The organism is Faucicola osloensis (assembly GCF_020041925.1).
Taxonomy (GTDB): Bacteria; Pseudomonadota; Gammaproteobacteria; order Pseudomonadales; family Moraxellaceae; genus Faucicola; species Faucicola osloensis_D.
The window spans coordinates 1,064,969-1,091,931 of the sequence record NZ_CP083409.1 but is presented as its reverse complement, the minus strand read 5'-3'; the positions used below and the strand labels follow the sequence as shown (position 1 = coordinate 1,091,931).

At 45.7% G+C, this 26,963-nt stretch carries 25 protein-coding genes; 17 read left to right on the top strand and 8 right to left on the bottom strand.

Features of this window, described 5'->3' with window-relative positions; translation table 11 throughout:
- Nucleotides 1–321 precede the first annotated feature (321 nt).
- The 4 genes from urtB to urtE all read left to right on the top strand — a co-directional run bounded on the left by urtB (nucleotide 322) and on the right by urtE (nucleotide 4,698).
- Nucleotides 322–1,929 carry an urea ABC transporter permease subunit UrtB gene (urtB, locus tag LAJ61_RS04790; protein ID WP_224054805.1) on the top strand — a complete coding sequence of 536 codons (1,608 nt, stop codon included), beginning with the start codon at nucleotides 322–324 and terminating at the stop codon, nucleotides 1,927–1,929.
- An 18-nt stretch (nucleotides 1,930–1,947) separates the two neighbouring features.
- Nucleotides 1,948–3,063, top strand: coding sequence for an urea ABC transporter permease subunit UrtC (urtC, locus tag LAJ61_RS04785; protein ID WP_224054661.1), 1,116 nt, complete (start codon nucleotides 1,948–1,950; stop codon nucleotides 3,061–3,063).
- Nucleotides 3,064–3,171: 108 nt separating this feature from the next.
- A complete protein-coding gene (urtD, locus tag LAJ61_RS04780) occupies nucleotides 3,172–3,990 on the top strand; it encodes an urea ABC transporter ATP-binding protein UrtD (protein WP_095356662.1) in 819 nt (272 codons plus the stop codon).
- 9 nt (nucleotides 3,991–3,999) lie between these two features.
- Nucleotides 4,000–4,698: an urea ABC transporter ATP-binding subunit UrtE gene (gene urtE / locus LAJ61_RS04775; RefSeq protein WP_224054660.1), complete on the top strand. Its 699-nt coding sequence runs from the start codon at nucleotides 4,000–4,002 to the stop codon at nucleotides 4,696–4,698.
- Between the two features lie 256 nt (nucleotides 4,699–4,954).
- On the opposite strand, the gene fumC is transcribed toward urtE, so the two are convergent.
- Entirely contained in the window at nucleotides 4,955–6,370 is a 1,416-nt protein-coding gene (gene fumC, locus LAJ61_RS04770; protein ID WP_224054659.1) for a class II fumarate hydratase, read from the bottom strand.
- A gap of 390 nt (nucleotides 6,371–6,760) precedes the next feature.
- Between fumC and LAJ61_RS04765 the strand changes: the two genes are divergently transcribed.
- The 3 genes from LAJ61_RS04765 to LAJ61_RS04760 all read left to right on the top strand — a co-directional run bounded on the left by LAJ61_RS04765 (nucleotide 6,761) and on the right by LAJ61_RS04760 (nucleotide 9,024).
- On the top strand, nucleotides 6,761–8,137 hold the full coding sequence (locus LAJ61_RS04765) for an MATE family efflux transporter (RefSeq protein WP_224054658.1): 1,377 nt from the start codon (nucleotides 6,761–6,763) through the stop codon (nucleotides 8,135–8,137).
- Nucleotides 8,138–8,139: 2 nt separating this feature from the next.
- Entirely contained in the window at nucleotides 8,140–8,271 is a 132-nt protein-coding gene (locus LAJ61_RS11145; protein WP_267460938.1) for a hypothetical protein, read from the top strand.
- A gap of 165 nt (nucleotides 8,272–8,436) precedes the next feature.
- The gene (locus LAJ61_RS04760; protein WP_224054657.1) at nucleotides 8,437–9,024 is read left to right on the top strand and encodes a MarR family winged helix-turn-helix transcriptional regulator; all 588 of its coding nucleotides are present in this window, start codon (nucleotides 8,437–8,439) and stop codon (nucleotides 9,022–9,024) included.
- Nucleotides 9,025–9,043: 19 nt separating this feature from the next.
- Here LAJ61_RS04760 and LAJ61_RS04755 read toward each other — a convergent pair whose 3' ends face one another.
- The 5 genes from LAJ61_RS04755 to LAJ61_RS04735 form a co-directional block, all read right to left on the bottom strand.
- Nucleotides 9,044–9,700, bottom strand: coding sequence for a trimeric intracellular cation channel family protein (locus LAJ61_RS04755; RefSeq protein WP_224054656.1), 657 nt, complete (start codon nucleotides 9,698–9,700; stop codon nucleotides 9,044–9,046).
- 287 nt (nucleotides 9,701–9,987) lie between these two features.
- Nucleotides 9,988–10,725, bottom strand: coding sequence for a proteasome-type protease (locus tag LAJ61_RS04750; protein ID WP_128681594.1), 738 nt, complete (start codon nucleotides 10,723–10,725; stop codon nucleotides 9,988–9,990).
- 59 nt (nucleotides 10,726–10,784) lie between these two features.
- The gene (locus LAJ61_RS04745) at nucleotides 10,785–11,636 is read right to left on the bottom strand and encodes a transglutaminase family protein (RefSeq protein WP_159768062.1); all 852 of its coding nucleotides are present in this window, start codon (nucleotides 11,634–11,636) and stop codon (nucleotides 10,785–10,787) included.
- A 60-nt stretch (nucleotides 11,637–11,696) separates the two neighbouring features.
- Complete coding sequence (locus tag LAJ61_RS04740; RefSeq protein ID WP_228744263.1) at nucleotides 11,697–13,847, bottom strand: circularly permuted type 2 ATP-grasp protein; 2,151 nt, start codon at nucleotides 13,845–13,847, stop codon at nucleotides 11,697–11,699.
- A 509-nt stretch (nucleotides 13,848–14,356) separates the two neighbouring features.
- Nucleotides 14,357–15,205: a LysR family transcriptional regulator gene (locus tag LAJ61_RS04735; protein WP_224054655.1), complete on the bottom strand. Its 849-nt coding sequence runs from the start codon at nucleotides 15,203–15,205 to the stop codon at nucleotides 14,357–14,359.
- A 180-nt stretch (nucleotides 15,206–15,385) separates the two neighbouring features.
- Here LAJ61_RS04735 and LAJ61_RS04730 point away from each other — a divergent pair, with 180 nt between their 5' ends.
- The 5 genes from LAJ61_RS04730 to LAJ61_RS04710 all read left to right on the top strand — a co-directional run bounded on the left by LAJ61_RS04730 (nucleotide 15,386) and on the right by LAJ61_RS04710 (nucleotide 20,531).
- Nucleotides 15,386–15,790 carry a DoxX family protein gene (locus LAJ61_RS04730; protein WP_224054654.1) on the top strand — a complete coding sequence of 135 codons (405 nt, stop codon included), beginning with the start codon at nucleotides 15,386–15,388 and terminating at the stop codon, nucleotides 15,788–15,790.
- A gap of 54 nt (nucleotides 15,791–15,844) precedes the next feature.
- On the top strand, nucleotides 15,845–16,651 hold the full coding sequence (locus LAJ61_RS04725; protein ID WP_224054653.1) for a DODA-type extradiol aromatic ring-opening family dioxygenase: 807 nt from the start codon (nucleotides 15,845–15,847) through the stop codon (nucleotides 16,649–16,651).
- A gap of 351 nt (nucleotides 16,652–17,002) precedes the next feature.
- Nucleotides 17,003–18,868 (top strand): ABC transporter ATP-binding protein, encoded by a 1,866-nt coding sequence (locus tag LAJ61_RS04720; RefSeq protein ID WP_224054652.1) that lies wholly within the window; start codon nucleotides 17,003–17,005, stop codon nucleotides 18,866–18,868.
- Nucleotides 18,869–19,039: 171 nt separating this feature from the next.
- The gene (locus LAJ61_RS04715) at nucleotides 19,040–19,912 is read left to right on the top strand and encodes an alpha/beta fold hydrolase (protein WP_224054651.1); all 873 of its coding nucleotides are present in this window, start codon (nucleotides 19,040–19,042) and stop codon (nucleotides 19,910–19,912) included.
- A gap of 1 nt (nucleotide 19,913) precedes the next feature.
- Nucleotides 19,914–20,531 carry an alpha-ketoglutarate-dependent dioxygenase AlkB family protein gene (locus LAJ61_RS04710; RefSeq protein ID WP_224054650.1) on the top strand — a complete coding sequence of 206 codons (618 nt, stop codon included), beginning with the start codon at nucleotides 19,914–19,916 and terminating at the stop codon, nucleotides 20,529–20,531.
- Nucleotides 20,532–20,559: 28 nt separating this feature from the next.
- Here the strand turns inward: LAJ61_RS04710 and hisA are convergent, their stop codons facing one another.
- The gene (gene hisA, locus LAJ61_RS04705) at nucleotides 20,560–21,309 is read right to left on the bottom strand and encodes a 1-(5-phosphoribosyl)-5-[(5-phosphoribosylamino)methylideneamino]imidazole-4-carboxamide isomerase (RefSeq protein WP_050325620.1); all 750 of its coding nucleotides are present in this window, start codon (nucleotides 21,307–21,309) and stop codon (nucleotides 20,560–20,562) included.
- A 146-nt stretch (nucleotides 21,310–21,455) separates the two neighbouring features.
- On the opposite strand from hisA, the gene LAJ61_RS04700 reads away from it, so the two are divergent.
- From LAJ61_RS04700 to rplS, 5 genes are all read left to right on the top strand, one after another.
- Nucleotides 21,456–22,919: an SLC13 family permease gene (locus LAJ61_RS04700; RefSeq protein ID WP_224054649.1), complete on the top strand. Its 1,464-nt coding sequence runs from the start codon at nucleotides 21,456–21,458 to the stop codon at nucleotides 22,917–22,919.
- Nucleotides 22,920–23,236: 317 nt separating this feature from the next.
- Nucleotides 23,237–23,494 carry a 30S ribosomal protein S16 gene (gene rpsP / locus LAJ61_RS04695; RefSeq protein WP_128681602.1) on the top strand — a complete coding sequence of 86 codons (258 nt, stop codon included), beginning with the start codon at nucleotides 23,237–23,239 and terminating at the stop codon, nucleotides 23,492–23,494.
- Between the two features lie 34 nt (nucleotides 23,495–23,528).
- A complete protein-coding gene (gene rimM, locus LAJ61_RS04690) occupies nucleotides 23,529–24,086 on the top strand; it encodes a ribosome maturation factor RimM (protein WP_224054648.1) in 558 nt (185 codons plus the stop codon).
- Between the two features lie 139 nt (nucleotides 24,087–24,225).
- Nucleotides 24,226–24,996, top strand: coding sequence for a tRNA (guanosine(37)-N1)-methyltransferase TrmD (gene trmD, locus LAJ61_RS04685; protein WP_224054647.1), 771 nt, complete (start codon nucleotides 24,226–24,228; stop codon nucleotides 24,994–24,996).
- 124 nt (nucleotides 24,997–25,120) lie between these two features.
- Nucleotides 25,121–25,501 carry a 50S ribosomal protein L19 gene (gene rplS / locus LAJ61_RS04680; protein ID WP_007115984.1) on the top strand — a complete coding sequence of 127 codons (381 nt, stop codon included), beginning with the start codon at nucleotides 25,121–25,123 and terminating at the stop codon, nucleotides 25,499–25,501.
- A 141-nt stretch (nucleotides 25,502–25,642) separates the two neighbouring features.
- Here rplS and LAJ61_RS04675 read toward each other — a convergent pair whose 3' ends face one another.
- Nucleotides 25,643–26,941, bottom strand: coding sequence for an MFS transporter (locus tag LAJ61_RS04675; RefSeq protein ID WP_224054646.1), 1,299 nt, complete (start codon nucleotides 26,939–26,941; stop codon nucleotides 25,643–25,645).
- Nucleotides 26,942–26,963: the final 22 nt, after the last annotated feature.

Below are 26,963 nucleotides of genomic sequence, written 5' to 3'. Positions count from 1 at the left end.
GTTGTGACAGCCATACCGCGCATCAATACCCCAGCTGGTATGGCTTATTTTTTTGCCAAAATTTTACGATTTCACCTTTTATTGATTTAAACATTGATTGATTTAAACATTGATCCGTCACACCACCAAACAGATGGCCTAATCATAAAGACTAATCATACAAACTAAGGAGCGACCATCATGCTCAATGGTAATCATTCTCTCGGGCAGTTTTTGCAAAAAAGTAAAAAAATTGTGCTCGGCATGTCGCTAGCGACCACGATGGGCATTGCGTTGCCAAGCGTGAGTAATGCACAGGCAACTACCGCTTCGGCAACTACGATGACCCCTACAGCAGCCACAGCAGCCCCAACTAGCGCAGCCACAAGCACGGCAGCCACAAGCACGGCAGCCACAAGCACGACAGCCAGCGCAGGCGATGATATTCAAAAATTCGTAGCCGCCGATTTTGCAGGGCGTCAAGCCATGCTCAACAACTGGACCGGCAGCAGCCAATCCTATGACAAGCTGGTCGAGCTGATTAACAAAGACGAGCTGTACCGTGATGATGCCGGCAATGTTTATACTTTAGAAAACACCGACCAACTCTACAGTTATCCTGCGCATACTTTGGTAAGCAATTGGCCAAGCGACCTAAACCAAGTCACGCTCAATAACGCGCTGCGTTCGGCGTTGACACTAGGGCAGACCAAAGCCAAACTCAAATCCGACGATGCCAGCGAGCGTCTTAAAGCGGTGGATATCCTAGCTGACAATATCGCCACGCTCGATAAAAAAACCGTTGCCGATATTTATGCCAATGAAAAAGACAGTACGGTAAAAGCAGCATTGGCGCAACTGCAAGCGCGTATGGATTTGCAATCGGGCGATGAGATGACCCAGATTGCGGCATTAAAAACCTTGTCTTCCAGTAATAGTCCCGATGTGTTAGCCGATATCGAAGGAATGGCAAAACAAACCAGCCATTCACCCGAGCTCAAACAAGCCTTACAAACGACCCAAGACAAAGTCAAATCGCGTATCAAAGCCAGCGAGTGGGCAGGACACGTGTTTTCTGGCTTTAGCACCGCCAGTATTTTGTTGTTGGCGGCGTTGGGACTTGCCATTACTTACGGTCTATTGGGTGTCATTAACATGGCGCATGGTGAGCTCATCATGATTGGTGCCTATACCACTTATGTGGTGCAAAGTTTTTTTAAGAGCCATTTGGCAGGCTATGTCGATTGGTACATGCTTGCCGCGATTCCGCTGGCGTTTTTGGTGAGTGCTGTCATTGGCATGATTATTGAGCGGGTAGTGATACGTCCGCTATATGGCAGACAGCTAGAAACCTTGCTTGCCACGTTTGGGGTGAGTTTGATTCTGATGCAGTTAGTTCGCATGATTTTTGGGGCGCAAAACGTCGAGGTCTCAAATATTTCATGGCTAAGCGGCGCTGTTGCTTTGACCCCAAGCTTGATGCTGCCATACAACCGTATTGCGATTATCGGCTTTACCATTATCGTATTGTTATTACTGGTATTTTTACTCAAATATACCCGCTTCGGTTTGTTTGTACGTGCCGTGACCCAAAACCGGCAAATGGCGCGTGCGGTGGGTATTCGCTCGGCGCGTGTCGATATGATGGCATTTGGGCTTGGCTCTGGCTTGGCAGGTTTGGCAGGCTGCGCTTTGGCGCAAGTGGGCAACGTCGGTCCTGATTTGGGGCAAAACTACATCATCGATGCTTTCTTGGTGGTGGTGGTCGGCGGTGTCGGTCAAATTTGGGGGGCAGTACTGGCAGCCTTGGGTCTAGGCGTGAGTGGCACCGTGCTTGAGATTGGCATGGGTGCAGTGATTGCCAAAATTATTTTGTTGGTGCTGGTGGTGCTATTTATCCAAAAACGCCCACAAGGTCTGTTTGCCCTTAAAGGTCGCTTTGTCGAGTAATCATTGGAGAGTGAAAGAATGCGTATTTTACAATTATTTGCAGATAAACCAGTGAGTCGCTTGGCAATTATGGGCTGTTTTGCGGTGTTGATGGTGTTGCCTTGGTTGCATTTGCTGCCTGCCGATTCAGCGCTGCATTTATCCGCTTATTGGGTCACTTTGATTGGCAAAATCATGTGCCTGGCGATGGTTGCTTTGGCACTGGACTTGGTATGGGGATATGCGGGTATTTTGAGCCTTGGACATGGCTTGTACTTTGCCCTTGGCGGGTATGCGATGGGTATGTATCTGATGCGCCAAGCATCAGGCAACAGCTTACCGGAGTTTATGCGGTTTTTGAGCTGGGATAAAATGCCTTGGTTTTGGGCAGGCACAGACAACTTTGCTTGGGCGGCGATATTGGTCGTGCTGGTGCCGGCATTGGTGGCTTTTATATTTGGGTTTTTTGCCTTTCGCTCAAAAATCAAAGACGTGTATTTCTCAATTATCACCCAAGCCATGGTGTTTGCCGCATCACTCCTATTTTTCCGTAACGAAACTGGGTTTGGCGGTAACAACGGTTTTACCGGGTTTAAAACCATCTTGGGCATGGACATCGCTGCTCCCATGACACGCACCTTGCTATGTTTTGCCACAGCATTGGTGCTGATGCTTGCCTACCTTGGCTTACGTTATTTGATGCACAAGCCGTATGGTCGCGTATTGGGCGCCGTGCGTGATAGCGAAAACCGTTTGCAATACCTTGGCTACCGTACTCTATGGTACAAGCTATCTGCGTGGGTGTTATCGGCGATTATCGCAGGGATTGCTGGCGCGTTGTATGTGCCACAAGTGGGCATTATCAACCCCAGTGAGATGAACCCTGTCAACTCGATTGAAATGGCGGTCTGGGTCGCCACAGGTGGACGCGGCACGCTGATTGGGGCGATATTGGGCGCAGGTGTGGTCAATGCGGTGAAAACTTACTTTACTGTGGCATATCCCGAAGCGTGGCTATTGATTTTGGGCGGGTTGTTTGTGGTCGTCACCTTGTTTTTACCCAAAGGCATTATTGGTCTATTGGACAACATCACGCAGGGCAAAAAAACGGCCAAGCCAAGCGCAAAAAATATGGAAACAAACCAAGAGTCTTAGGCGGCAGCGGCGTCATTCTGACCGCCTGCAACTCAGTAGTTAGTTTAATTGTACCCGATGACTAATACCCCATAAACACCCCATTAATAACACATCAAAGAGTCTGTTATGAATACAAACGATAATAATATCAATGACTTTGCTGAGAGCAACTACGGACGGCTAAAGTCACAAGAAGCGGATTTTAGCAAAGGCATTGCCCTATATATGGAAGATGTCAGCGTGTGGTTTGATAAATTCCGCGCCTTAAACAACTTATCTTTGTACATCAAAGAAGGCGAGCTGCGTTGTATCATCGGACCTAACGGTGCGGGTAAAACCACGCTGATGGACGTGATTACCGGTAAAACTCGCCCCACGGAAGGGTCAGTGTATTTTGGACAAACCCACAATCTTGCTAGCATGACCACCGAGCAAATTGCCGAAGCTGGCATTGGGCGAAAATTTCAAAAACCCACGGTGTTTGAAAATTTTACCGTCATGGAGAACTTACTGCTAGCTGCACCCAAAGACAAGCGGGTCAAAAAAAGCCTGTTTAGCAAACTTGACCCGGATGCACAAAATGCCCTTGACCAGACTTTAGCCACGATTCGCTTGGGCGAGTTTGTCAATAAACCTGCAGGATTGTTGTCGCACGGGCAAAAACAATGGCTAGAGATTGGGATGCTACTGATGCAGCGTCCCAAGCTGATTTTGCTCGATGAGCCAGTGGCAGGCATGACCGATGCCGAAACCGAACGCACCGCCGAGCTATGTTTGGAGCTCAAAAAAGATCATACTTTAGTGGTGGTTGAGCATGACATGAGCTTTATTGACACCATCAGTGAGCAAGTGACGGTATTGGCGCAAGGGGCGATTTTGGCAGAAGGGACGCTTGCTGAAGTACAAGCCAACGACGATGTCATCGAAAAATATCTAGGGCGATAGGGGATAGCGATGTTAGAAGTAAACACAATCAATCAATATTATGGCGGTAGTCATATTTTGCGCGATGTCAGTATGACCGCGCCTGTGGGTGAGTGTTCTGTGGTACTCGGTCGCAATGGCGTGGGTAAAACCACACTGTTAAAGTGCCTGATGGGGGTTTTACCGATTAAATCGGGTCAAATTTTGCTCGATGGCAAAGACATCAGCAAATTATCGCCCGAAAACCGCGTGCGCGCAGGCATGGCGTATGTGCCACAAGGGCGAGATATTTTTTCAACCTTAACCGTAGAAGAAAATATCTTGATTGGCATGGCAAAGTTTAAAGGCAGCAAAGCCAAAAAAGTCCCAAACCATTTGTACGAGATTTTTCCTGTGCTCGATGAAATGAGCCAACGCCGGGGCGGTGACTTGTCAGGCGGTCAGCAACAACAATTAGCGATAGCCAGGGCGCTGGCTTCTGAGCCACGGGTACTGATTTTGGACGAGCCGACCGAAGGGATTCAGCCATCGATTATCAAAGATATCGGACGGGTGATTCGTCGCTTGGCTAACCAAGGTGATATGGCGATTATTTTGGTCGAGCAGTTTTATGATTTTGCCGAAGAACTTGCCGATAACTATACGGTTATGGCACGGGGGCAAGTCATTGCCCAAGGCATGGGCCGTGATATGCCAGAAAAAGGCATCAGAGAGCTAGTGGCGATTTAGTAAATAGCCAACGATGCGAGAGTTAGCTTTTAGCCAGAAGGTTGTCATCTGGCTAAAAAGTTTTTGATAAAAATTGATTGATAAAAAAGTGCGATTACGCTGCATTAACCTTCATATTACTTTGGACTAATCACTTTCAATTAGTCACTTTCAATTAGTCACTTTCAATTAGTCACTTTCGATTAATCACTTTCGATTAATCACTTTCGATTAATCACTTTCGATTAATCACTTTCGATTAATCACTTTCGATTAATCACTTTGGACTAGTCATGGCTTCAGGTTTGACCCACTCATCAAATTGGGCGTCAGTCAATAAACCTAACTCAACGGCAACTTGTTTTAAGGTTTTATTTTCTTTATAAGCAGTTTTGGCAATTTTTGCTGCATTTTCATAGCCAACATGTCGATTGAGCGCGGTGACTAACATCAATGAGTTGTGTAGGAAATAATCAATTTTTTCTGTCACAGGCTCGATACCTACCGCGCAATGGTCATTGAAGCTGTCACAGGTATCGGCAAGTAAGCGAATCGATTGCAGTAGGTTGTAGCCAATGACTGGCATAAACACATTGAGTTCAAAATTACCCGACGCACCCGCCATATTGATGGTGACATCGTTGCCCATCACTTGCGCGACGACCATCGTCATGGCTTCAGACTGGGTTGGATTGACTTTACCTGGCATGATGGAGGAGCCTGGCTCATTTTCAGGAATTCTAAGCTCACCAATCCCACATCTAGGACCTGAAGCCAACCAGCGCACATCATTGGCAATTTTATTGAGGCTCGCTGCCAAGGTTTTTAGGGCACCTGAAGCAAAAACTTCAGCGTCTCTGGCCGCTAATGCTTCAAATTTATTGGGCGCGGTGACAAAAGGCACATCAGTCAACGCAGCTAGGGTTTGCGCGACCTGCTCGGCATAGTCAGGGTGAGCGTTTAATCCGGTACCGACTGCAGTGCCGCCTAAAGGCAGTTCATACAGACCCTGTAGCGCGGCATCCAGACGAATGAGCGCATGATCTAACTGACTGACATAGCCGCTAAACTCTTGTCCTAGCGTCAAAGGGGTGGCATCTTGCAGATGGGTACGTCCGATTTTTACAATGCCAGCAAACTGCTCAGCTTTGCTTGCTAAGGTGTCACGCAGTTTTTGCACCGCAGGGATAAGCAGATAGACAATCTGACGCGCCGCCGCTACCCGAATCGCGGTGGGAAAGCTGTCATTGGTAGATTGGGCATGATTGACATCGTCATTGGGATGAATCGGCTGATAACGACCTTTGCCTTGACCGACAAGTTCATTGGCGCGGTTGGCAATCACTTCATTCATATTCATGTTTGACTGTGTGCCAGAGCCTGTCTGCCAAACCACCAAAGGAAATTGGTCACGCAGTGCCCCGTTGATGATTTCATCGGCGGCCTGCACGATAAGGTCACGTTTATCATCACTGATACGCTCTAATTTGGCATTGGTGATGGCGGCGGCTTTTTTGACCAGTGCCATGGCTTCAATCAGCGGCTGTGGTAGGGTTTCACCACCGATTTTAAAGTTATTGCGACTACGCTCGGTTTGCGCGCCCCAGTAGGCATCTATAGGGACGTTGACAGCGCCCATGGTGTCTTTTTCGCTGCGAAATTGCTGGGTATCGGTTTGGTTGTCGGTTGTCATTATTGTTCTCTTTTTTAGTGAATTTTTTGATTCTGTCATTATCAAAGTGGCTGGTTATCGCCACTTATGCACCAAAGCACAGGGTAAAGTTTAACAGAGTTATCGACCATAAAAGTTTGAGAATATGTGTCGTTTGTTATCTTTGTTAAAGTAAGCGGTGAAATGACGGGTAATAACGAAAGATAGTTAACATTTTATTGCGATATGTTGTTGGGCAATCGTTTACTATGAATAAAATTTTGCCAGTGTCGGTAGATTTTTAGCCTTTCGATACGCTTTTTGTTGTTATCTAACACTGTATAAAATTTACCTAACAGGTAGGTAGTAAAAAAATAATTAAAATAGCCATCGTTATCATTATTATTAAGATTATTAAGTAAATTTGACGGTATGAAAAAATCACAACAACTTCCAGATTTTAGTTCGGTCGGCACGCTATGGCGACCGTTTTTGTTTTTCTTGTTGCCTTTACTGCTGACCAACATCTTGCAATCGCTGTCAGGGACGATTAACACCATTTTTGTTGGGCAGATGCTAGGGGTACAGGCGATTGCCGCCGTATCGGTATTTGCCCCAGTGCTGTTTTTTTTGATGGCGTTTATCATCGGTATCGCTTCAGGCTCATCGATTTTGGTAGGGCAGGCTTGGGGTGCCAAAGAGTTGGATCTGGTCAAACGAATTACCGGCAATAGCTTTGCAATTATTTTGATATTAGGGGTGATGATTGCGATTGCGGGCAGCTTGCTGAGTCAGTTTATCATTGTGCAGATGGGTGTCCCTGCTGAGATTCAAGGCTTGGCAAACCGTTATGCCAAATTGATGTTGGCAGGGAGTCCGCTACTGTTTTTATTTATCGCTTATACTTCGTTATTGCGCGGGGTTGGCGATTCGGTGACGCCCTTGTTTGCCGTGGGTATTTCCATTGTGATTGGAATTGTGGTGACGCCTGCGCTCATTCAAGGTTGGTTTGGGTTACCCAAGCTCGATATCCAAGCCCCTGCGATTGCGACTTTATTGTCACAGTTGTTGGTATTGCTGTTTTTGTTTTTTTATACCCGTGCCAAAAATCACCCCTTACAAATTGATACTCAATTGCTCAAATATATACGCATCCAACCCGACATCGCGCGTAAAGTGATTCGGTTGGGGTTGCCTACCGCGTTTCAGATGGTCACGGGCGCGATATCTGGCTTGGTGATTATTGGGCTGGTCAATGGCTTTGGTACCAATGCCACCGCAGCTTATGGCGCAGTCAACCAAGTGTTGAGTTATGTGCAATTTCCTGCCATGTCGATTGCCATAGCGGCATCAATTTATGCCTCGCAAGCGATTGGCGCAGGTAAGGCGAGTGCCTTAAACTGCGTCACTCGCACTGCCATGATGACCAATTTCATTATTACTGGTGTGTTAATTGTTTTGGCGTATCTTTTTTCCCGTTATTTGATGGCGATGTTTATCACGGTGGAAGGCGTGATTGTGCTGGCACAGCAGTTATTGCACATTGTGTTATGGAGTTTGCTTTTTTTTAGCAGTGGCATGATTTTTAGTGGCATGATGCGCGCGACGGGCATGGTGTGGCAGCCCATGTTTATCAGTATCGGCACTATCTTATTGGTAGAGATTCCCAGTGCGATTTTACTCAGTCGTCATTTTGGACTGCAGGGCATTTGGTGGGCGTATGTGGCGAATTTTATAGTGATGAGCGTTTTACAAGGTTTGTACTACCAATTTGTTTGGAAGAAAAAAGCGGTCGAGCGATTGGTGTAAGCTTGATTGTTTCTAATAGCGACTTAGCCGTCATTGACGAAACGATGGATATCGACGATGGGATGCCATCAAACAGGGTTGTTAAAAATTTTGTCAGGGTGGCGACCTCTATCAACCCCATCAATCAAGCCTAATGAATTAGAGGCATCAAACTGAAGCCATCAAAGTTATCTTTCTTTATTTAATAGGCGGGCTATAATCAATGAACTATGCGGGGTTTTGCTGAGCAACTGGTATGGGAAATGCAAGCTTTCGGCTATACTGTGGAATAAATCATCTGACAAAAGTAAGCCATCTCTATGCCGACACCGACTATTGCTCACAACACCCATACGCCAAACTTAGATAGCGACAGTGAGATGTCGCTGTATCATTATCTGGCAGCGGCAGCGCTTGATATCCCAACCCCAACCAACAATCATGCCTATCTCACTTACAAGCTTGACGTCATCAAAATCCTTGTGCTCAATGCCGCCGAGCCACTGTACCGTAAAGCTTGCGGGCTGCGAGTCAAAGAAATACGTCTACTTAGACTGATTCATGATTACCCAAATATCACTTCAAGCGAACTTAAAGTAAAATTGGTACTGGATAAAACGCTGTTATCCAAATATTTAGCAGGGCTTGAGCAGCGCAGCTTGATAGAAAAAATTCCAGATAAACAAGATAACCGTATTCAGCAGCTACGCTTGACGGAGGCAGGTGAGGAGGCGTGGCAAACTTGTGAGACGATTGGTCGCGGGCTTGAAGCAAAGTTTTTTCATCAGATGAGCGGGCAGGAATGGGATCAGCTGCATCGTCTGCTTGATAAAGCCTTGAATTCATTAACGGATTGGCACAGCCAAGCTACATCGATGGCTAACAAATCTGATAGCTACCAAGTCTGATGGCTACCTAATCTGTTGGTTAAGAGGGGCTTTTTTTCCAACCGGGTAAATGATAATTAAACGCCAGCGCGGCAATACGCAGCCCTGTGGTGGTGACGGTACTGATAAACATAATCACCCAAGCGGCAAGCGAGCTGTAAACTGCCAAAATCGCATACACCCAGCCGCCAACCAAGGCACACATGGCATACGGACGATGGTCAAAAAACGCGGTGGGCATCTCACCACAGGCAATATCACGCATCACCCCGCCAAATACCCCAGTAATAATCCCCATGATGACTGACACCGCCATCGGCATACCGCTTGCCAGTGATGCTTGTACCCCAGAGGCGACAAACAAGCCCAACCCTAACGCATCTGCCAATTGAATCGCCGCAGGCGTAATACGAAACGGGCGGCGGCTATTGACTAGCATCACCACAATACAAAGCGCAAACACCAGCCATAACATCAGCTCTTGGGACACCCAAAAAAACGGCCGCCGCTCTAGCAAAATATCACGCAGCGTGCCACCTCCATACGCCGATAAAAATCCCAGCACCGCTACCCCAAACATATCCATACGTTTGCGCACGCCTGCCAAGATACCTGACAAGGCAAAAGCAATCGTGCCGATGACTTCTACGGCGATTCTGAGTGATTCACCCCAAGGTGCCAAATCAGTTAGCTGCATAACATAAAAACCAAACAATCATAAAAAATCACATCATACCATACCCACCGAAATTACCGCCTACCAAAAACCCAAGGTATTTGCATTATCTATGGCAAGGCAATTGAACTATAGCAAAAAAAATTGCCTAAGACAGGTCGATATAGACGGGAGCGCATTATGTCTCAAGAGCGATATATGCCAGAAACGATATAACCAAAAGCGCGGTATAAATCGACAGGGGAGGACACAGTGAAGAACCTGCTAGATGGTTTGACGTGGGTTTATTTTTAACTGTATGATAGTTGCTATTGCCAATAGCTCACCGGTGAGTCTTCAAGTTCATTCAGAATTTTTCTCAGCCCATCTGACCAGTGTTGGCGGATGCTAGCAAAGTATTCATCGTTTTCATCAATGCGATACCCTTGTGGCATCTGTAGGCTGTCATTGTGATAGACCAACACATCAATGGGCATACCGACGGATAGGTTGGAGCGGATGGTTGAATCAAAAGAAATCAAAATGGCTCGCATCGCTGATTTGAGTGATGCGTCATAATTCATGGAACGGTCTAAAATAGGTTTGCCGTATTTACTTTCCCCTAACTGGAAAAAAGGCGTGTCAGTTGTTGCTCTGATGCAATTGCCTTCAGGGTAGATAAAATAAATTTCGGGGGATTGCCCCTTGATTTGCCCACCCAAAATAAAACTGCTTCTAAACTTAGTATCTGTTTCTTGTGCGATGGTTTGGGCATGGATGGTGGTTTCTCGCAGGCACTCACCCACCAATTGCGCGGCATCATACAGGGTAGGGACGGTATGCAAATTACGCTCTTGCGCAAGTTTGATGGCGTTATCTAATTTGGTAAACACCGCTTGTGACGTCGCCAAGTTGCCTGCGGTTTGTAGCACCAAAAACCGCTCGCCTTCAATGCCGTATTGGTACATTTTGCGAAACATCGATATTTGGTCGACGCCCGCATTGGTGCGAGTATCACTGGCGAAAATCATCCCGTCTTTGAGTCTGATACCCACACAATAGGTCATGGTTGTTCCTTTTTAGCAAATACTGGTTTAGCAATTATTGGTGAATCAATAGTGGCAAATTACTGCTGCGCTGCAAACTGCGCGTTAAGCTGCGGTATGTACTGGGGGCTGGTAGATACCATGACTTGACTATAAAGTCGCTCGTCACCGCCCCCTGTTCTCACCCCGCGCACTGGCGCCGCATCGGCATAGTCACGCCCAAAGGCGATGTAGACATGGGAGTTGGGGGTAAAATGTTGGTTAGAGATATCAAAGGTGTACCAATTACCCGCAAGCCAAACTTCTGCCCAGGCATGGCTTGCCATATGCGCTTGGGTCGCTTCATAAATATAACCCGATACATAGCGCGCTGCAATGCCTTTATCCCGTAGCAGTGCCAAAAATACATGGGTATGGTCTTGGCACACCCCAGCCGCCATCGCAAACGCTTGCTCTGCTGTGGTGCCGACATGGGTCACGCTTTTGGTATAGGGCATTTTATCGAGCAAGTCTTTTGCCAATGATTTGAGGATGGCTAACTGCGCATCGATGTCCTCACTTTGCAAAAACTGCTCAAGCGCGTCATGGGCAAATTCACGCATGGCTTCAGAGCATTGGGTCAGCTTGGTGGGTACGGCAAAAATCTGATACGGCACTTGCTGATTGTCAGGGATAAATAAGGTATCAGCGTTAATTTCTACTTCACCAAAGGCTTGAATTTGCAAATTGTTGTGCGGTTCGTGACGGCTTAGGGTGAGCCATTGGTTGCCAAAGCCATCAGTTTGCATTTGTGCGACTTTAGGCAGCATCACTTGCCAGTTATGGATAGTTTGGTGGGGTAGGGTCATCGGCGTCATGCGGATGTATTGCACACTGCGTAAGGCAAGTTGTTCATAAAAATAATTGGTTTGGTGGCTGATTATAAGTCTCATTGTGCTCTCACTAACTGCTTATTTTTGTCAAAATGATGGTAGTCATCTAATGGATTTGGCTTACACACCTTGCTGTAAAATATTTGAAAACGCGCCCGATAGTGACTGAAAATCTTTTGGTTGATTAGACTTTAACAGTTGATTGACCAATCGATCCAGCTCACGCCAGCGGGTGTTTTCTGGCAAGGTATTAACAACTTCTTTAAGTTTTTGCACGCACTCACGGCAATCTTTTTTCATCAATATATGACAGTCCAGCGATTCAAAACACTGTCCGAGTTGCCAAAACGTGACCACAATCGGGTTTTCTTGTTGCATCGACGCATTGCAGGCATAGAGCTGTAGGCTAGCAGCGCGGTACGCTCCCGTATTGGCTAACCGTTTGATAAGGTTATAGAGTTCAGCCGTATCTTTGCCAATAACGCCTTTGACGTCTTGGACATTTTGCTCGATAAAGCCAATGGTTTCTGGCACCTTTTTGTTGGCAAGGTAGTCATACAAGGCATCAGCATCGGCTGAAATCGGCAAGCCAAGATTGTGCACGATTGCATCGACATCTGTTTGGCTGCACTGGTCATTTGACAGCCGTGTAATGATTTGTTCATAGTAGCGTAAGCGCTCACTGTATCGACCTAGCCACACTAAGTAGCTCGCTGTTGATAACAGCAAAATTAAGCGATTATGGTTGATATTTTCATATGCCAATAAAGTCGACGATTGCGATTTTCGTTCATGGTTGGTTTGAATGGTGCCCAAATGAGCGGTGCCTTGTTTGCCGCTGAGTTTGCCATTGACGGTATCGACCACCCAAGTGTCTTTTACCCCGCCGCCTTGGGATGAGTTGACTACCAATGAGCCTTCGGTCATTGCCACCCGTGTCAATCCGCCTGGTACAATATCCACTGTGCCATCGCCATGTGATAATACAAAAGGACGCAAATCAATATGGCGCGGTGCGATGCCACTGGCAACTGCGGTTGGGTTGGTGGACAAGCTAATGGTCGGCTGGGCGATAAACCCTGCTGGGTTATCTAGTAAACGTTTGCGGTAAGCGGCAATTTGCTCTTTACTTGACGTCGGTCCTATCAGCATCCCATATCCCCCTGAGCCCTGCGTTTCTTTAATCACCAACTCTGGCATATGGTCGAGCACATATGTCAACTCATCGGCATCACTGCATTGATAGGTTTGCACATTGGGTAAAATCGGTTTTTCACCCAAATAATACTCGATTATCTTGGGTACAAACGGATAAAGGCTTTTATCGTCAGCAATCCCTGTGCCTGGGGCATTGGTTATCACTACATTGCCTGCGCGATACGCACTCATCAGCCCTGACACCCCCAAGATTGAATCGGGTAAAAATGCCAACGGATCCAAAAATGGGTCGTCAATACGGCGATAAATTACATCCACTTGTACCTTGCCGCGCACCCCTTGGATGTAGACATGGTTGTTTTCTACAATCAAATCATAGCCATGCACCAAGGGCACATTCATCTCACGCGCCAAAAACGCATGTTCATAATACGCACTATTAAAACGACCTGGGGTGAGTACCACGATTTGTGGGTCGTATTTGTTGGTGGTGCTTGATAGACACGCCTTTAACCGTTTTGGATAGTCCGCCACCGGCAACACCGATTGAGATTGGTAGAGTTTACTCAGTAGGGTTTGTGACACATTGCGGCTCTCGAGCATATAAGAGACGCCAGAAGGGGTGCGCAAGTTGTCCTCGAGCACACAATATTGTCCGTACTGGTCGCGAATCAAATCAATGCCGCTGATATGGGCATAGACGGGTTTATCCAAGTTGATACCCAGCATCCACGGCTCGTAGCCACTGTTTTTAAACACAAACTCGCTTGGCACAATGCCTTCTTTGACAATCGTCTGTTCGTGATAAATATCATGGATAAATTGATTGAGCGCGCGGATACGTTGTTGGCAGCCTTTTTCCATCACTTGCCATTCTTGGATGTCAATGATGCGCGGGATGATATCAAAGGGTATCATGCGCTCAATGTTGCTGGCATCGCTATACACAGTAAAGGTCACGCCGCGGCGATAAAAAATATCCGATGCTTGGTTATTCAAACTAATTAACGTGTCTGAATTCATCTCTTGAAGCCAAGCACCCACCTGTTGTGCCGAGTGTCTATATTGCCCATCGGCGAGTTGCAGTTCATCAAATGCTTTGGCAATTGGCATTATTGGCTCCTTATTCATGACAAAAGATGGAATAGTTTTTGCCTCACGATGGCAGACATTTTCTTGATAAATTATTCTATAAATAACTTATTAAATAATTCATCAAGTTTCATGCCAAAAAAAACAAAGCGAAAGGCAGTTAAATAGTTGAAAAATAGATTAAAAATCGCTCAATTTTGCACCAAAATTAGTCGAATCATTGAAGTTGGTGCAGTGTAAAATAAAAAACCTATGACATAGGCGCATAAAAATCATGACATGAACCAAATTGATGCAAGAGAAATATTTTGGTGAAAAATTAAACGAATATTTTTCTACTAAATTGTTGTTATATTAAAAATTATTTTTATTAAAAATTATTGCAATACATCATCAGATAATGCGCATACTAATGGGAATAGTCAATACCCAACTTGTACAATTCAAACAACATGAACTAGTCGGATGCCGGCTTCGTTGCCCAATCGACGCTAAGGCTCGTGACCTAAAGGGTAAAAGCAGTTAACAGGCTAATCGTTTTTTATTAAGTTATCCCCCAAAAAATCAATGAATAAGCGTATTTTTAAATTTAAAAATGCCCGATTCATATAGACCGCATAGATTGATACGCTGCTAAATGGCTGCTCAAACAATTTGACCAGTCGTCCTTGCGCAATCTCATCCTCAATCAGCCATTCGGGTAATATCGCAGCGCCCATGCCTGTCAGCGCCATCTGTGCCATCATCACGGTGTTATTACTGCTGTTATAGGGTTTGAGTGTGGTTGCCATGTGCGTGTAGTTGGGTAAAATCCCTGGCACATCACTGAGCGCATCTGCAGACGTAGGCGGCTCGTGCTGCGCAAGAAAACGCGGACTTGCGACATAATAAAAATCTATTTTGCCCAGCGGTTTGACAATTAAATTATCTTGTGGTGTGTTGACCACCCGCAGGGCTAGGTCATAGCCCTCAGCAATCAAATCGGTGAAGCGATTTTCCAAGTCAACCGTTAGTACAATTTTAGGGTAATCCTGCTGGAATTTGGCAAGCAGATTGACAAAATAGGGCGTGGCAAACCATACCGGTGCAATGATTCGCAGTTTTCCTTCCGGCAATACACTGCCATCGTGTGCCTTGGTTTTTGCCTGCTGCAAAATATCTAGGGCGTGTACCGCTTCAGCGTAGTATTGTTGACCAACTTCAGTGAGGCTCAAATTACGGTTATTGCGATGTAACAGCTTAGCTTGCACATAGGCTTCAAGGTGTTGTAAGTGTTTGCTGGTCATGGCAAGCGACATATCGAGTGCATCGGCGGCTTTGGTAAAACTGCCTTTTTCTACGATAGTGCGAAACACCTGCAAACTTTTGAGCGTATCCATGTGTATCCTTAAGTCAGTTAATACTTCAAGTGAGTTAACGCTTGAATGCGTCATTTCAATTATCAACTAATAAGAAATAATATATCAATATTTTATGTGTTTTTCTCTTAATAAGATATCAATATAATGGCGTCATCACATATATTCATGACTTTAACTTTAGACTAATAGGACACAACAATGAACAATTTTTCTCGATATCAACCTTATGTACTTGGCTTGCTTCGCATTGTACTGGGCTACACCTTTATGCTACATGGCATGGCAAAATTATTTGGGGTGCCGCATGTGGCGATGTTTGATGGCTTGCAATTGTTTTCGCTGATGGGCTTAGCAGGCGTGTTAGAATTGGTCGGTGGCGTGTTACTGATTTTGGGCTGGTTCACGCGTCCTGTCGCTTTTATTCTGTCAGGTCAAATGGCGGTGGCATACTTTATGATGCACGCGGGCATTGATAATTTTTGGTTGCCACTGCTCAACCAAGGGGAAGCCGCTGTACTGTATAGCTTTGCTTTCTTATACTTATCTGTTGCAGGCGCGGGTGCTTTTTCCTTTGATAATCGCGGACAAGCTGTCAGTGCCTAGTTAATCAAAATCTTAGGTAATAAAAATCTTAGGTGATAACAATAGGAGGTCGCCATGAAGGGTTTAACATTAACTGATGTATTAGGCGCAAGCATTGACAAGCCAACGCTGCCGAGTTTATTTATCTCGCATGGCGCACCGACGATTGCGATTGAAGATACGCCATTTACTCAGGCGCTGCATCAGCTCGGTGCAGATTTACCCAAGCCAAAGCTTATCATCATCATGTCGGCGCACTGGGAAAGTGGCGAGTGGCTGATCAACGCCAATCCAGCCCCCAGCACTTTGCATGATTTTGGGGGTTTTCCTAAAGCGCTATTTGAAATCCAGTACCCAGCAGCTGGTCATCCGGCGGCTGCACAAAGTATCGCCAAGCAGCTAGCGCAAATGCAAGTGGCGGTTAAAGTGGTCGACAATCAACCATTTGATCATGGTGTCTGGACACCGCTGCTACACATGTACCCAAATGCCGATGTGCCAATCGTGCAGGTGTCGTTGCCACACGGGTTTAGCCCCAGTCAGTTGTATCAGCTTGGGCAGTTGTTTGCACCGCTACGGCAACAAGGGGTATTGATTGTGGCATCGGGCAGTATTACTCATAACTTGTATGGCGTGCGTTTTAACAGTCAACAGATTGAGCCGCAAGCCAAAACCTTTAAATACTGGATAATAGATCAGTTAAAAACCAATGACAAAACGATGTTTGATTGGCAGACGCATAGCTTGGCTCGCCACAATCACCCAACGCCCGAGCATTTACTGCCTGTATTTTTTGCACGGGGGGCAGGGGATGTGATGTCGGTGGTGCATGAAAGCTTCGCTCACTACAATCTGGGTATGGATATCTATCGGTTTGATTAGTGGATAAAAAAAGGCGAATTAACCGCAGTAAATTTGCCTTATCATCAATCTATCGCACAAGCTTTATAAGTCTTCATAAGAATGTCATTTGCATGGCTTATGATTTTAGTACTTTTACCCAATATTGTAGCGGCTGAACCAATCTCAAAAAAAGCCTCAAAAAAAGCCATTATCCTAGAATAATGGCTTTTTTATGGCGATAAAAAAGTTTTGATAACTACCGCTTAGGGATTAAGTTGAAAATTGTTTACTTGTATGTAAAGGATTGTAGCTAGCCATCAGCAACCCTGCTATCAATACTCAATATCTGCTAAAATAACACAGATAATTTTAAACTACTGATAATCAATTATGGGTTTATTTCGTTTTTTTGAAAATCGTCTGGAAGTCTATCCAGAAGACAATTACAACCTACCGACGGATAATTTTCTGAAGTTTCTGTGGGCGTGTACCAAGGGTCTGCGCGGTTGGATTTTTGCCTTCATGTTCTTGACAGGCTTGATAGGCGTGTATGAGTCGCTACTTTATAAGTGGATTGGCGATATCGTCAACTGGCTGGGTGCTTATACGCCCGCTAATCTGTGGGCAGAAAAAGGCGATAGTTTGCTAATGATGGCGGCCGTGTTGGTGGTCAGCCCGATTTTGGTGGGCTTAAGTTCGCTGATTCATTTTCAGACTTTGCAAGGCGTGTTCCCAATGCAGATGCGCTGGCGTTTTCATCGTCAAATGCTCGGTCAATCCATGCAGTTTTATCAAGACGAGTTTTCCGGTCGGGTGTCTGCCAAGGTGATGCAAACCGCGCTTGCGGTGCGCGATACCATTATGACTATTGCCGATATGCTGGTGTATGTGTTGGTGTATTTTGTCAGTAGTGGCATTATTTTATTTCACCTGGACGGTTGGTTACTTATCCCATTTTTGTTGTGGATGGTGATGTTCTTTGCCACTGTGGCGTATTTTATCCCCAAGCTTAAAAACTCTGCCAGTCGCCAAGCCGATGCGCGTGCTTTGATGACAGGGCGGATTACGGATGCGTATGCCAATATCACGACAGTAAAATTATTTAGCCACTCTCGCCGTGAGCTGACTTATGCCAAAGATGCGATGAGCCAGTTTTTGGGTACGGTGCATGAGCAAATGCGCTGGGTGTCTCGCCTTGAGCTGGTCAATCATTTGATTAATGTGGTGTTGGTCGGTACTACGGTAGCCCTCGGTTTGTATCTGTGGTATTACAATGGCCTAAGCGTGGGAGCGATTGCGGCGGCGACTGCAATGGCGATGCGTCTTAACGGCTTGACCCATTGGATAATGTGGCAAACGGCGGCATTGTTTGAGAATATCGGTACCGTGCAGGACGGCATGAAAACCTTGTCAAAACCGCATACCGTGGTAGATAAGCCGAATGCTAGGGATTTACTCATCACGCAAGGCGAAATCAACTTTAGCCATGTCGATTTTAATTATGGTCGCAGTGGCAATAAAACCAATGACACCGATGCCAAGCAAAAACTACTCGATGATTTTAACCTTGAAATTAAAGCAGGTGAAAAAATTGGTCTAGTGGGACGCTCTGGGGCAGGTAAATCAACCTTGGTGAATTTGCTACTGCGTTTTTATGATGTCGATGGTGGCGCGATTTTGATTGATAATCAAAACATCAGCGATGTCACCCAAGAAAGCCTACGCCAACAAATCGGCATGGTCACCCAAGATACCTCACTACTGCACCGCACCGTGCGAGAAAATATTGCCTATGGTCGCCCAGATGCCACCGATGAGCAAATCATCAGCGCCGCCAAACAAGCCCATGCGTGGGAGTTTATCCAACATTTAAGCGATGCCAAAGGTAATGTCGGCTTGGATACCCAAGTCGGTGAACGAGGGGTTAAACTCTCGGGCGGACAACGCCAGCGCATTGCCATCGCCCGTGTTATGCTCAAAAATGCCCCGATTCTGCTGCTCGATGAAGCGACCTCGGCACTCGATAGTGAAGTGGAATACGCCATCACTGACAGCCTTAACGATATGATGGCAGGCAAGACCGTGATTGCGATTGCCCACCGATTATCGACAATTGCGTCGATGGATAGATTGGTGGTGATGGATAGAGGGCAAATCGTCGAGCAAGGTAGCCATGCCCAGCTTTTAGCTCAAAATGGCGTGTATGCCAAATTGTGGGCAAGACAAAGTGGCGGCTTTCTTGGCGAAGATGATTAAATAAAGACAGTGCTAACTTACGTTAGATTTGATACCGCCCAACGGCAAGGGTGAATGCCAAGTCACAAAAGGGGTAGCCATAACTTTTCACTGGGTCTTATAATCAAGTGACAAAGTCACCTTTTAGTCACTAAAAAGTGGCTAAAAAAGTGATTAATTAGGACAATTGGCATGGAAGAACGACGCATCAAGCTAAATGGCAAAAACGCCAAATACTATAACATCAAAAACCCTGCCGCCAGCCAGACTGCCCATTTTTACGGCGGTAACGGCTTTGCCTTAGGCGTCTATGAGCCACTCTTGAGCGATTTAGCGCAACATCTTAACATCACCGCGCTAACCATGCGGGGGGAATGGTACGATAAACCGACCGCGGACAAAATGACTCGTGAAGAAGATGCGGATGTCTTAATCGAATTTTTGCAAAAAACACAGGACAAACCAATCATCGGTATCGGGCATTCTCAAGGGGCAACTGCCACCACCATGGCGGCTGCCAAACGCCCAGACTTGTTTAGCGCGCTTTATTTGCTTGAGCCTGTCACCTTTACCAATCAGCAAGGCAAGCTTTATAGTCTGGTGCCACGCATGGTGAAAATGACCCGAGAACCCTTTAAAAGCACCCAAGTCAAACAAGCCGACTGGCACAGTGTGGATGGGTATTATCAATTTCTTCGCCGTCATAAAGCGTACAAACGTATCACCGATGAACACCTTTTAACCTATGCCAAAAATAGTTTAGAGGCAGGTCAATCTGCTGAACTCACGCTACGTTTTTCACCCAAGCAAGAACTCGCCAATTATTTTGGCACACCGCTGATTATGAAGCCGTTACAACAGCTTATTGCCGACAACAAAGTGCCTGTGCAGTTAATTATCGGTAAGCCGTCGATGTTTATCAGTCGACAAGTGCGTCAGATGTGGGATAAATTCGTGCCCAGTGAGCAAATGACGGTGCTCAATGACTATGGACATTTACTGCCACTTGAAGCACCAGAATTATGCGCCAAGCTCATTTTTCAAAAGCTAAAGTTGACAAGCTAACATGAGTTTATTTGCCGCCAATCCCAACGAGAATTTGTTGCCATACGATGGCATTGTCAATGATTTTGGGCAGGTTTTTGACAACCCCGCTGATGAGCCCAATGCGCTTTATCGGCATTTTTTAACGCAGTTACCTTGGCAGCATGACGTTGTCACAATTTTTGGCAAAACCTATGTCACCCACCGCCAAATCGTGTGGATGAGTGAAAACGATTATCACTATTCTGGACAACGCAAGACGGCAACGCCTTGGACAGCAGATGTTTTGGCATTAAAACAGCACATAGAATTGCTGCTGGCTGAGCAACATATAAGCGCAAATTTTAACGCCTGTTTGTTTAATTATTACCCCACAGGCGATGATGGTATGGGCTACCATGCCGATAATGAAAGCGAACTGGGTAATGAACCCATTATCGCGTCTGTCTCCTTAGGGGCAACCCGTAAATTTGTATTCAAGCACCGCATCACCAAGGAAAAAGTCGAGATTCCCTTGCAAAATGGACAGCTAATTGTCATGCGCGGACAGACCCAGCGCCATTGGTTACACAGCCTGCCTAAGACTAAAAAAGTAACGGAAGGTAGAATTAATCTGACCTTCCGTCATATAGCGAATTAGATATCATTTAGCTATCGAGAAGCGCCTGCTAGCTATCGAGAAGCGCCTGCGCCGCAGCAATATCGAGTGTGCCTTCATAAATTGCACGGCCTGTAATGATACCTTCAAGATAATCACTGTAGGGTTTTAGATTTTCGATGTCTTGTAAGTCCGTCACCCCACCTGAGGCAATCACCGGAATACCGCCTTCTTTTGCCAAGTTGACTGTTTGCTCGACATTGACGCCTTGCATCATGCCATCACGCGCAATATCAGTATAGACGATAGAAGATACACCTGCATCAGCAAAGCGTTTTGCCAAATCCACCGCTTTGACATCGGTGACATTTGCCCAGCCATGCGTCGCTACCATGCCATCTTTGGCATCAATACCCACAATGATATGACCGGCAAATTCTTGACACGCTTGTTCAACAAATTCAGGTTGTTCGACTGCTTTGGTACCGATAATAATATAGGTCAAACCCGCTTCTAGATAATGACGGATGGTGTCAAGGCTACGGATACCGCCACCGAGTTGAATAGGTAAATTTGGGTAGGCTTTGGCAATCGCGGTGACGACGTCTTTATGCACCGGCACGCCATCGAAAGCACCGTTTAAATCCACCAAATGCAAGCGTCGAGCACCTTCTTTTACCCAGCGGCTTGCCATTGCGACAGGGTCGTCACTAAATACGGTATCGTCTTCCATACGCCCTTGTTTTAGGCGGACACATTTGCCGTCTTTGAGGTCAATGGCAGGGATAATTAAAGTTGGCGTAGTTGATAACGTCGTCATGGGGTTGTCCTGTTGTCGGTTAGCGCAAATTGAGCTAGGTTAGTCAAAATGCGTGTCGCTAGAATTTGGCGATAATTTTACCGTATAATGCCAACTAAGGTTAAGATATTTTGCATGTGGGTATTAGCATAACAGGGGGAAGGGTAATGTTATACGTGGTGATAGCAGGGATTTTTATATTAGGGTATATGGCGATTGCCTTTGAGCACAATATCCATGTCAACAAAGCTGCCAGCGCGCTACTGACTGCGATTGCATTATGGGTAATGCTGAGCTTTGGTATCGATACGCTTGTTGCCAACCATTCGGTGACCGCCAGCCTTGCCAATCATCAAGATTCCTTGCATTTTGTCGGTGAGCAGTTACGTGAGCATCTAGCAGAAATCGCCGAGATTTTGTTCTTCTTGATGGGGGCGATGGCGATTGTTGAGCTGATTGATGCGCATGATGGCTTTCGAGTGATTACCGATAAAATCCATACCAAAAATGCCAGTAAGCTACTTGCCATTATTACCATTATCACCTTTTTTCTCTCATCGTTACTCGACAACTTAACCACCACCATTGTGATGGTATCACTGGTGTCCAAATTGATTGATGACCAAAAAATGCGATGGTATTTTGCAGGTCTTATTGTGATTGCTGCCAATGCAGGCGGCGCTTGGTCACCTGTGGGTGATGTCACCACCACCATGCTATGGATTGGCGGTCAGATTACCGCAACGGGCATTATGGCAAATGTGTTTATCCCAAGTATCGTATGTACGTTAATCCCCATGGGCTTGGTGATGATGCAGCTAAAGGGTCAAACCGTGACCGCGCCTATACTGCCAAGCGGACAAGAATCTGACAGTGAATTGGCTAGTATGCCTATAGAGCAGCGTATCGAAAGCCTACGTGCGACCATCAAATCAAATGCTCAAGACAGCATCAGTCAAAAAACGCGCATGACAGTGTTACTACTGGGTTTGGGGGCATTGGCATTTGTGCCAATTTTTAAAACCATTACCCATTTGCCCCCTTATGTCGGCGTGTTGTTTGGCTTGGCAGTACTGTGGATGGTCACTGAAATCATGCACCGTCACCAAGATGATTATATCCGTGAGCGTATCGGGGTTGAAGGCGTACTAAGCCGCATTGATATTCCCAGTATTTTATTTTTCCTCGGTATTTTATTGGCGGTGGCAGCACTCGCCACTGCGGGCATACTCGGTGACGTAGCAAAATGGCTGGATGCCACTTTTGGCAATGTATATCTCATCAATGTCCTGATTGGCTTGTTATCCTCAATCGTGGACAACGTGCCTTTGGTAGCAGGGGCAATGAATATGTATCCGCTGACCACCGATGCCAGTATCGCGCAAGCGGCGGCAGCTGAAGCGGCGCGCCTTGAGCTGTTTCGTCAAGATGGCATGTTTTGGGAGTTTTTGGCTTATTGTGCGGGGACAGGCGGTAGCTGTTTGATTATCGGCTCGGCGGCAGGCGTGGCAGCGATGGGCATGGAGAAAATCCCGTTTATGTGGTACATGAAAAAAATCACTTGGCTTGCACTGATTGGCTATCTGGTCGGGGCAGGGGTGTATGTGCTGATTGAAACGATGAAACGATGAAACGATAATTGGCTATTCAATCCATAAAAAAAGGCGCGAATAAGCGCCTTTTTTTATGCATTGGTTTTATGGACTGGTTTTATGGACTGGTGAGCGATGGCATCGCTTCAATGTGATTAAACTTGCGCTAAATATAAAAAGTCAAAATTTACCCCAAAAAGCTATTGATTTTGATAAAAATATGCTAAACTATTGCCCTTTTTGGTGTACCTAAACTTTGCTAAAACTGTATTTATACCGTTTTTTCAATTGTTTGGGTCTTTTAGGCTCTAACCACTGAACTAGATTCAATTGATTGCATTCACAGAGAGAACATTATGGTAGTTATCCGTTTACAACGCGGTGGTGCGAAAAAACGCCCATTTTATCAAATCGTGGTAACCGACTCACGCAATGCCCGTGACGGTCGTTACATCGAAAACATCGGGTTCTTTAACCCACTAGCGCAAGGTCAAGAAGTGCCAGTACGCATCAACGCTGACGCTTACCAAGCATGGATCAACAAAGGTGCACAACCTTCTGACCGTGTTGCCGCTTTATTTAAAGCAGCTAGCAAAGCACAAGCAACTGCTTAATTTTTTATAAAAATTAAGTACAGCGGACTTTAATATGGCAAAACAACCGACAGACTTGCATACCAATGAGGCTAACGCATCGCTGTTTAAAATCGGCGAGCTAAAAAAGCCTTATGGCATTCATGGCTGGCTATGGGTATTTAGCTTTACTGAAGACCGTGAAGCGATATTTCATATGCAGCCTTGGGTCATCAATACTGCCATGGGTCAAAAGACCTTGACGGTAAAAAACTGGCGACAACAAGGTAAAGGCTACGTGGTACAACTTAACGAAGTACCCGATCGCAATATCGCAGAAACCATGTTTGGCGTGAGCCTTTGGGCAGAAAAAAACAATCTGTCCGAGCTTGCAGAAGACGAATATTATTGGTCAGATTTGATTGGTTTGACGGTGATTAGCCAGTCAGAAAATGTCATTTTAGGACGTGTAAAAGAGCTGTTTGAAACAGGGGCACATGCCATTATGGTAGTCGAGCCGACTGCTGATAGTGTGGATGGCGAAGAACGATTGATTCCTTGGCACAAACAGATCATTGGCGAGGTAAACTTGACCGAGCAAACCCTGATGGTTGATTGGGGCAGTGATTATTAAACAGTGATTATTAAACGTTGATAACTAGCATTGATGATTAACATTGCGGATTCATCCTTGATGGGTGCCTAGCGTTTATTCGATGGGAGTTGTCAATCAATAAGGCGTTGTTAATGCCAAGCTAAAGTGAGTGTAGCGTATGTTTTTTGCGGTAATAACCATTTTGCCCGAAATGTTTGCTAGTATTACTGATTTTGGCATCACTGGGCGGGCGCTGGCTCGCAAGCAAGCGGAAATTTTGCTGATTAACCCAAGAGACTTTACTACAGACAATTATCGTCGTATCGATGAGCGTCCGTTTGGTGGGGGTCCTGGCATGGTGATGATGGCAGAGCCGTTACAAAAAGCCATCGACTACGCCAAAACGCAAGCCAATGCGCGCGGTAAAACCTGTCCTGTGGTGTATTTATCGCCACAAGGCAAGACACTGAGCGAAAGCAGGGTGCTTGATTTTTGCCAATATGACGGCTTGATTTTGTTATGCGGTCGTTATGAAGGCATCGATGAAAGACTACTGAGTCAGTATGTCGATATCGAGTGCTCAATTGGTGATTACGTGCTGACAGGCGGTGAATTGCCCGCGATGGTATTGATGGATAGTGTGATACGCCGATTGCCCAATGTGATGGGCGATGATTTATCGGCGCAGCAAGACTCCTTTGTGGATGGCTTGCTCGATTGTCCACAATATACCAAACCGACTGAATATCAAGGGATGAAAGTGCCTGACGTGCTATTGTCAGGGCATCATGCTAACATCGCTAAGTGGCGATTTATTCAGCAGGCAACACGTACCCAGTTAAGACGTCCTGATTTGTGGCAAGCATTTGTGCCAACCAAACAGCAACAAAAATGGCTGACAGAAGCAGCGCAATCTGCTAAAGACAGCAACCCAGATTCATCCACTTGACGGATGCCCTAATCGTGTCGATTGCTATCAAGGCACATAAAATTAGCGGGGAGTATGCGCATTTGCTGACGCCAACTAACCTTAGTCAGCTTAGCCTCTGTCCCCAGTGAGAGGAGAAAATCTCATGAGTAACAAACATCCTTTGGTTCAACAAATCGAAAATAGCCAGCTTAAGCAAGACGTACCAAGTTTTGGTCCTGGTGACACTGTTGTCGTACAAGTAAAAGTGCGTGAAGGCGACCGTGAGCGTCTACAAGCATTTGAAGGTGTTGTTATCGCTAAACGTAACCGCGGCTTAAACTCTGCGTTTACCGTACGTAAAATCTCTAGTGGTGTAGGCGTTGAACGTGCGTTCCAAACCCATTCACCACAAATTGCAAAAATTGAAGTAAAACGTCGTGGTGATGTACGCCGTGCCAAACTTTACTACCTACGTGACCGTTCTGGTAAATCAGCACGTATCCGTGAAAAACTGTCAGTGCGTAAAGAAGAAGCGCAAGCTTAAGGCTTTAACTGCGTTATTTATTATTTGCCTAAATGGGTTAAACTTTGATTATCATGGTTTAATCAACACCAAAAAAGCAAAAACCCCAAATAAATCTATTTGGGGTTTTTTGTTGGCTAACTCTAGCCTTTTATGGGTGGGCTAGTCATGATTAATTAAGCTATGCTCTTTGGTATCTTTCATACGAGTATAAACAATCAATGAAATCCCAATCATAATCGTCACATACAAGAAAAACCATTCTTCATGACCTGCTTGCTTAAAGGACAATGCTATATACTCAGCTGTACCGCCAAACAAAGTATTAGCAATGGCATAGGGTAACGCCACGCCCAACGCACGAATATGCGCAGGGAACATTTCAGCTTTGACTACGGCATTAATTGACGTATAACCTGTGACGATTATTAGACCAAATAAACATAACGCAAATGCCATCCACGGGTCTGTCGTGCCTGCCAAGGTGTTAAAAATAAAGTAAGTAAATAACACCCCCATCACACCAAATCCTATCATCAGCGGTTTACGCCCGATTCTATCGGATAATGCCCCAGCGACAGGTTGCAAGAGCATAAAAATAAATAACGCAATAGCGGTGATTTGGGTGGCTGACTCTTTACTAAACCCTGACGTATTGACCAAGAATTTTTGCAAATAAGTGGTGTAAGCATAAAATGCCAACGTACCGCCTGCGGTCAATCCAATGACAGTAAATGCCGCTTTCGGGTGTTCTTTAAATAAAGCCAATGCGCCGGATTTTTTTTGCGAACTACTGGTATCAACTTTATTAAAGGATTCTGTCTCAAGCAAGCCACGGCGAATATAAAATACAAAAAACGCCAACAAAGCCCCTATGACAAACGGAATCCGCCAGCCCCAAGCTTTGAGCTCAGCAGGGGTTAAAACTTGCTGTAGAATAATCAGAAGCACTAGCGCAATTAACTGCCCAGAAATCAGCGTAACGTATTGAAAACTGGAAAAAAATCCGCGCTTGTCTTTACCCGCCATCTCGCTGAGGTAAGTGGCACTTGCCCCATATTCGCCGCCTACACTAATACCTTGAATTAAACGAGCAGTCACCAACATAATTGGGGCAAAAATTCCAATACTGTCATAACTTGGGGTAACAGCAATCATAAGTGAGCCTAAGCACATTAATGTTACTGATAGGGTAAGACCTGCTTTACGACCTTTCTTGTCCGCATAAACGCCCATTATCCATGCACCGATCGGTCGCATGACAAAACCCACCGCAAAAATCGCTGCCGCACTTAATAATTGAGCCGTTTGGTTGCCTTTCGGAAAAAATACAGGCGCAAAATATAAGGTAAAAGCTGCGTACGCATACCAGTCGTACCATTCGACCATGTTACCCGCTGAACCGCCTAAAATAGATTTTAAGCGTGTTTTTTGGTCAATAGTTTCAATCGATTGAGACATTGAAAATCCTTGTCAAAGACTT

Bases quoted from the DNA above. Each gene is read 5' to 3' on its own strand.
- urtB (WP_224054805.1), top strand. From the start codon at position 322: ATGACCCCTACAGCAGCCACAGCAGCCCCAACTAGCGCAGCCACAAGC.
- urtC (WP_224054661.1), top strand. From the start codon at position 1,948: ATGCGTATTTTACAATTATTTGCAGATAAACCAGTGAGTCGCTTGGCA.
- urtD (WP_095356662.1), top strand. From the start codon at position 3,172: ATGAATACAAACGATAATAATATCAATGACTTTGCTGAGAGCAACTAC.
- urtE (WP_224054660.1), top strand. From the start codon at position 4,000: ATGTTAGAAGTAAACACAATCAATCAATATTATGGCGGTAGTCATATT.
- fumC (WP_224054659.1), bottom strand. From the start codon at position 6,370: ATGACAACCGACAACCAAACCGATACCCAGCAATTTCGCAGCGAAAAA.
- LAJ61_RS04765 (WP_224054658.1), top strand. From the start codon at position 6,761: ATGAAAAAATCACAACAACTTCCAGATTTTAGTTCGGTCGGCACGCTA.
- LAJ61_RS04760 (WP_224054657.1), top strand. From the start codon at position 8,437: ATGCCGACACCGACTATTGCTCACAACACCCATACGCCAAACTTAGAT.
- LAJ61_RS04755 (WP_224054656.1), bottom strand. From the start codon at position 9,700: ATGCAGCTAACTGATTTGGCACCTTGGGGTGAATCACTCAGAATCGCC.
- LAJ61_RS04750 (WP_128681594.1), bottom strand. From the start codon at position 10,725: ATGACCTATTGTGTGGGTATCAGACTCAAAGACGGGATGATTTTCGCC.
- LAJ61_RS04745 (WP_159768062.1), bottom strand. From the start codon at position 11,636: ATGAGACTTATAATCAGCCACCAAACCAATTATTTTTATGAACAACTT.
- LAJ61_RS04740 (WP_228744263.1), bottom strand. From the start codon at position 13,847: ATGCCAATTGCCAAAGCATTTGATGAACTGCAACTCGCCGATGGGCAA.
- LAJ61_RS04735 (WP_224054655.1), bottom strand. From the start codon at position 15,205: ATGGATACGCTCAAAAGTTTGCAGGTGTTTCGCACTATCGTAGAAAAA.
- LAJ61_RS04730 (WP_224054654.1), top strand. From the start codon at position 15,386: ATGAACAATTTTTCTCGATATCAACCTTATGTACTTGGCTTGCTTCGC.
- LAJ61_RS04725 (WP_224054653.1), top strand. From the start codon at position 15,845: ATGAAGGGTTTAACATTAACTGATGTATTAGGCGCAAGCATTGACAAG.
- LAJ61_RS04720 (WP_224054652.1), top strand. From the start codon at position 17,003: ATGGGTTTATTTCGTTTTTTTGAAAATCGTCTGGAAGTCTATCCAGAA.
- LAJ61_RS04715 (WP_224054651.1), top strand. From the start codon at position 19,040: ATGGAAGAACGACGCATCAAGCTAAATGGCAAAAACGCCAAATACTAT.
- LAJ61_RS04710 (WP_224054650.1), top strand. From the start codon at position 19,914: ATGAGTTTATTTGCCGCCAATCCCAACGAGAATTTGTTGCCATACGAT.
- hisA (WP_050325620.1), bottom strand. From the start codon at position 21,309: ATGACGACGTTATCAACTACGCCAACTTTAATTATCCCTGCCATTGAC.
- LAJ61_RS04700 (WP_224054649.1), top strand. From the start codon at position 21,456: ATGTTATACGTGGTGATAGCAGGGATTTTTATATTAGGGTATATGGCG.
- rpsP (WP_128681602.1), top strand. From the start codon at position 23,237: ATGGTAGTTATCCGTTTACAACGCGGTGGTGCGAAAAAACGCCCATTT.
- rimM (WP_224054648.1), top strand. From the start codon at position 23,529: ATGGCAAAACAACCGACAGACTTGCATACCAATGAGGCTAACGCATCG.
- trmD (WP_224054647.1), top strand. From the start codon at position 24,226: ATGTTTTTTGCGGTAATAACCATTTTGCCCGAAATGTTTGCTAGTATT.
- rplS (WP_007115984.1), top strand. From the start codon at position 25,121: ATGAGTAACAAACATCCTTTGGTTCAACAAATCGAAAATAGCCAGCTT.
- LAJ61_RS04675 (WP_224054646.1), bottom strand. From the start codon at position 26,941: ATGTCTCAATCGATTGAAACTATTGACCAAAAAACACGCTTAAAATCT.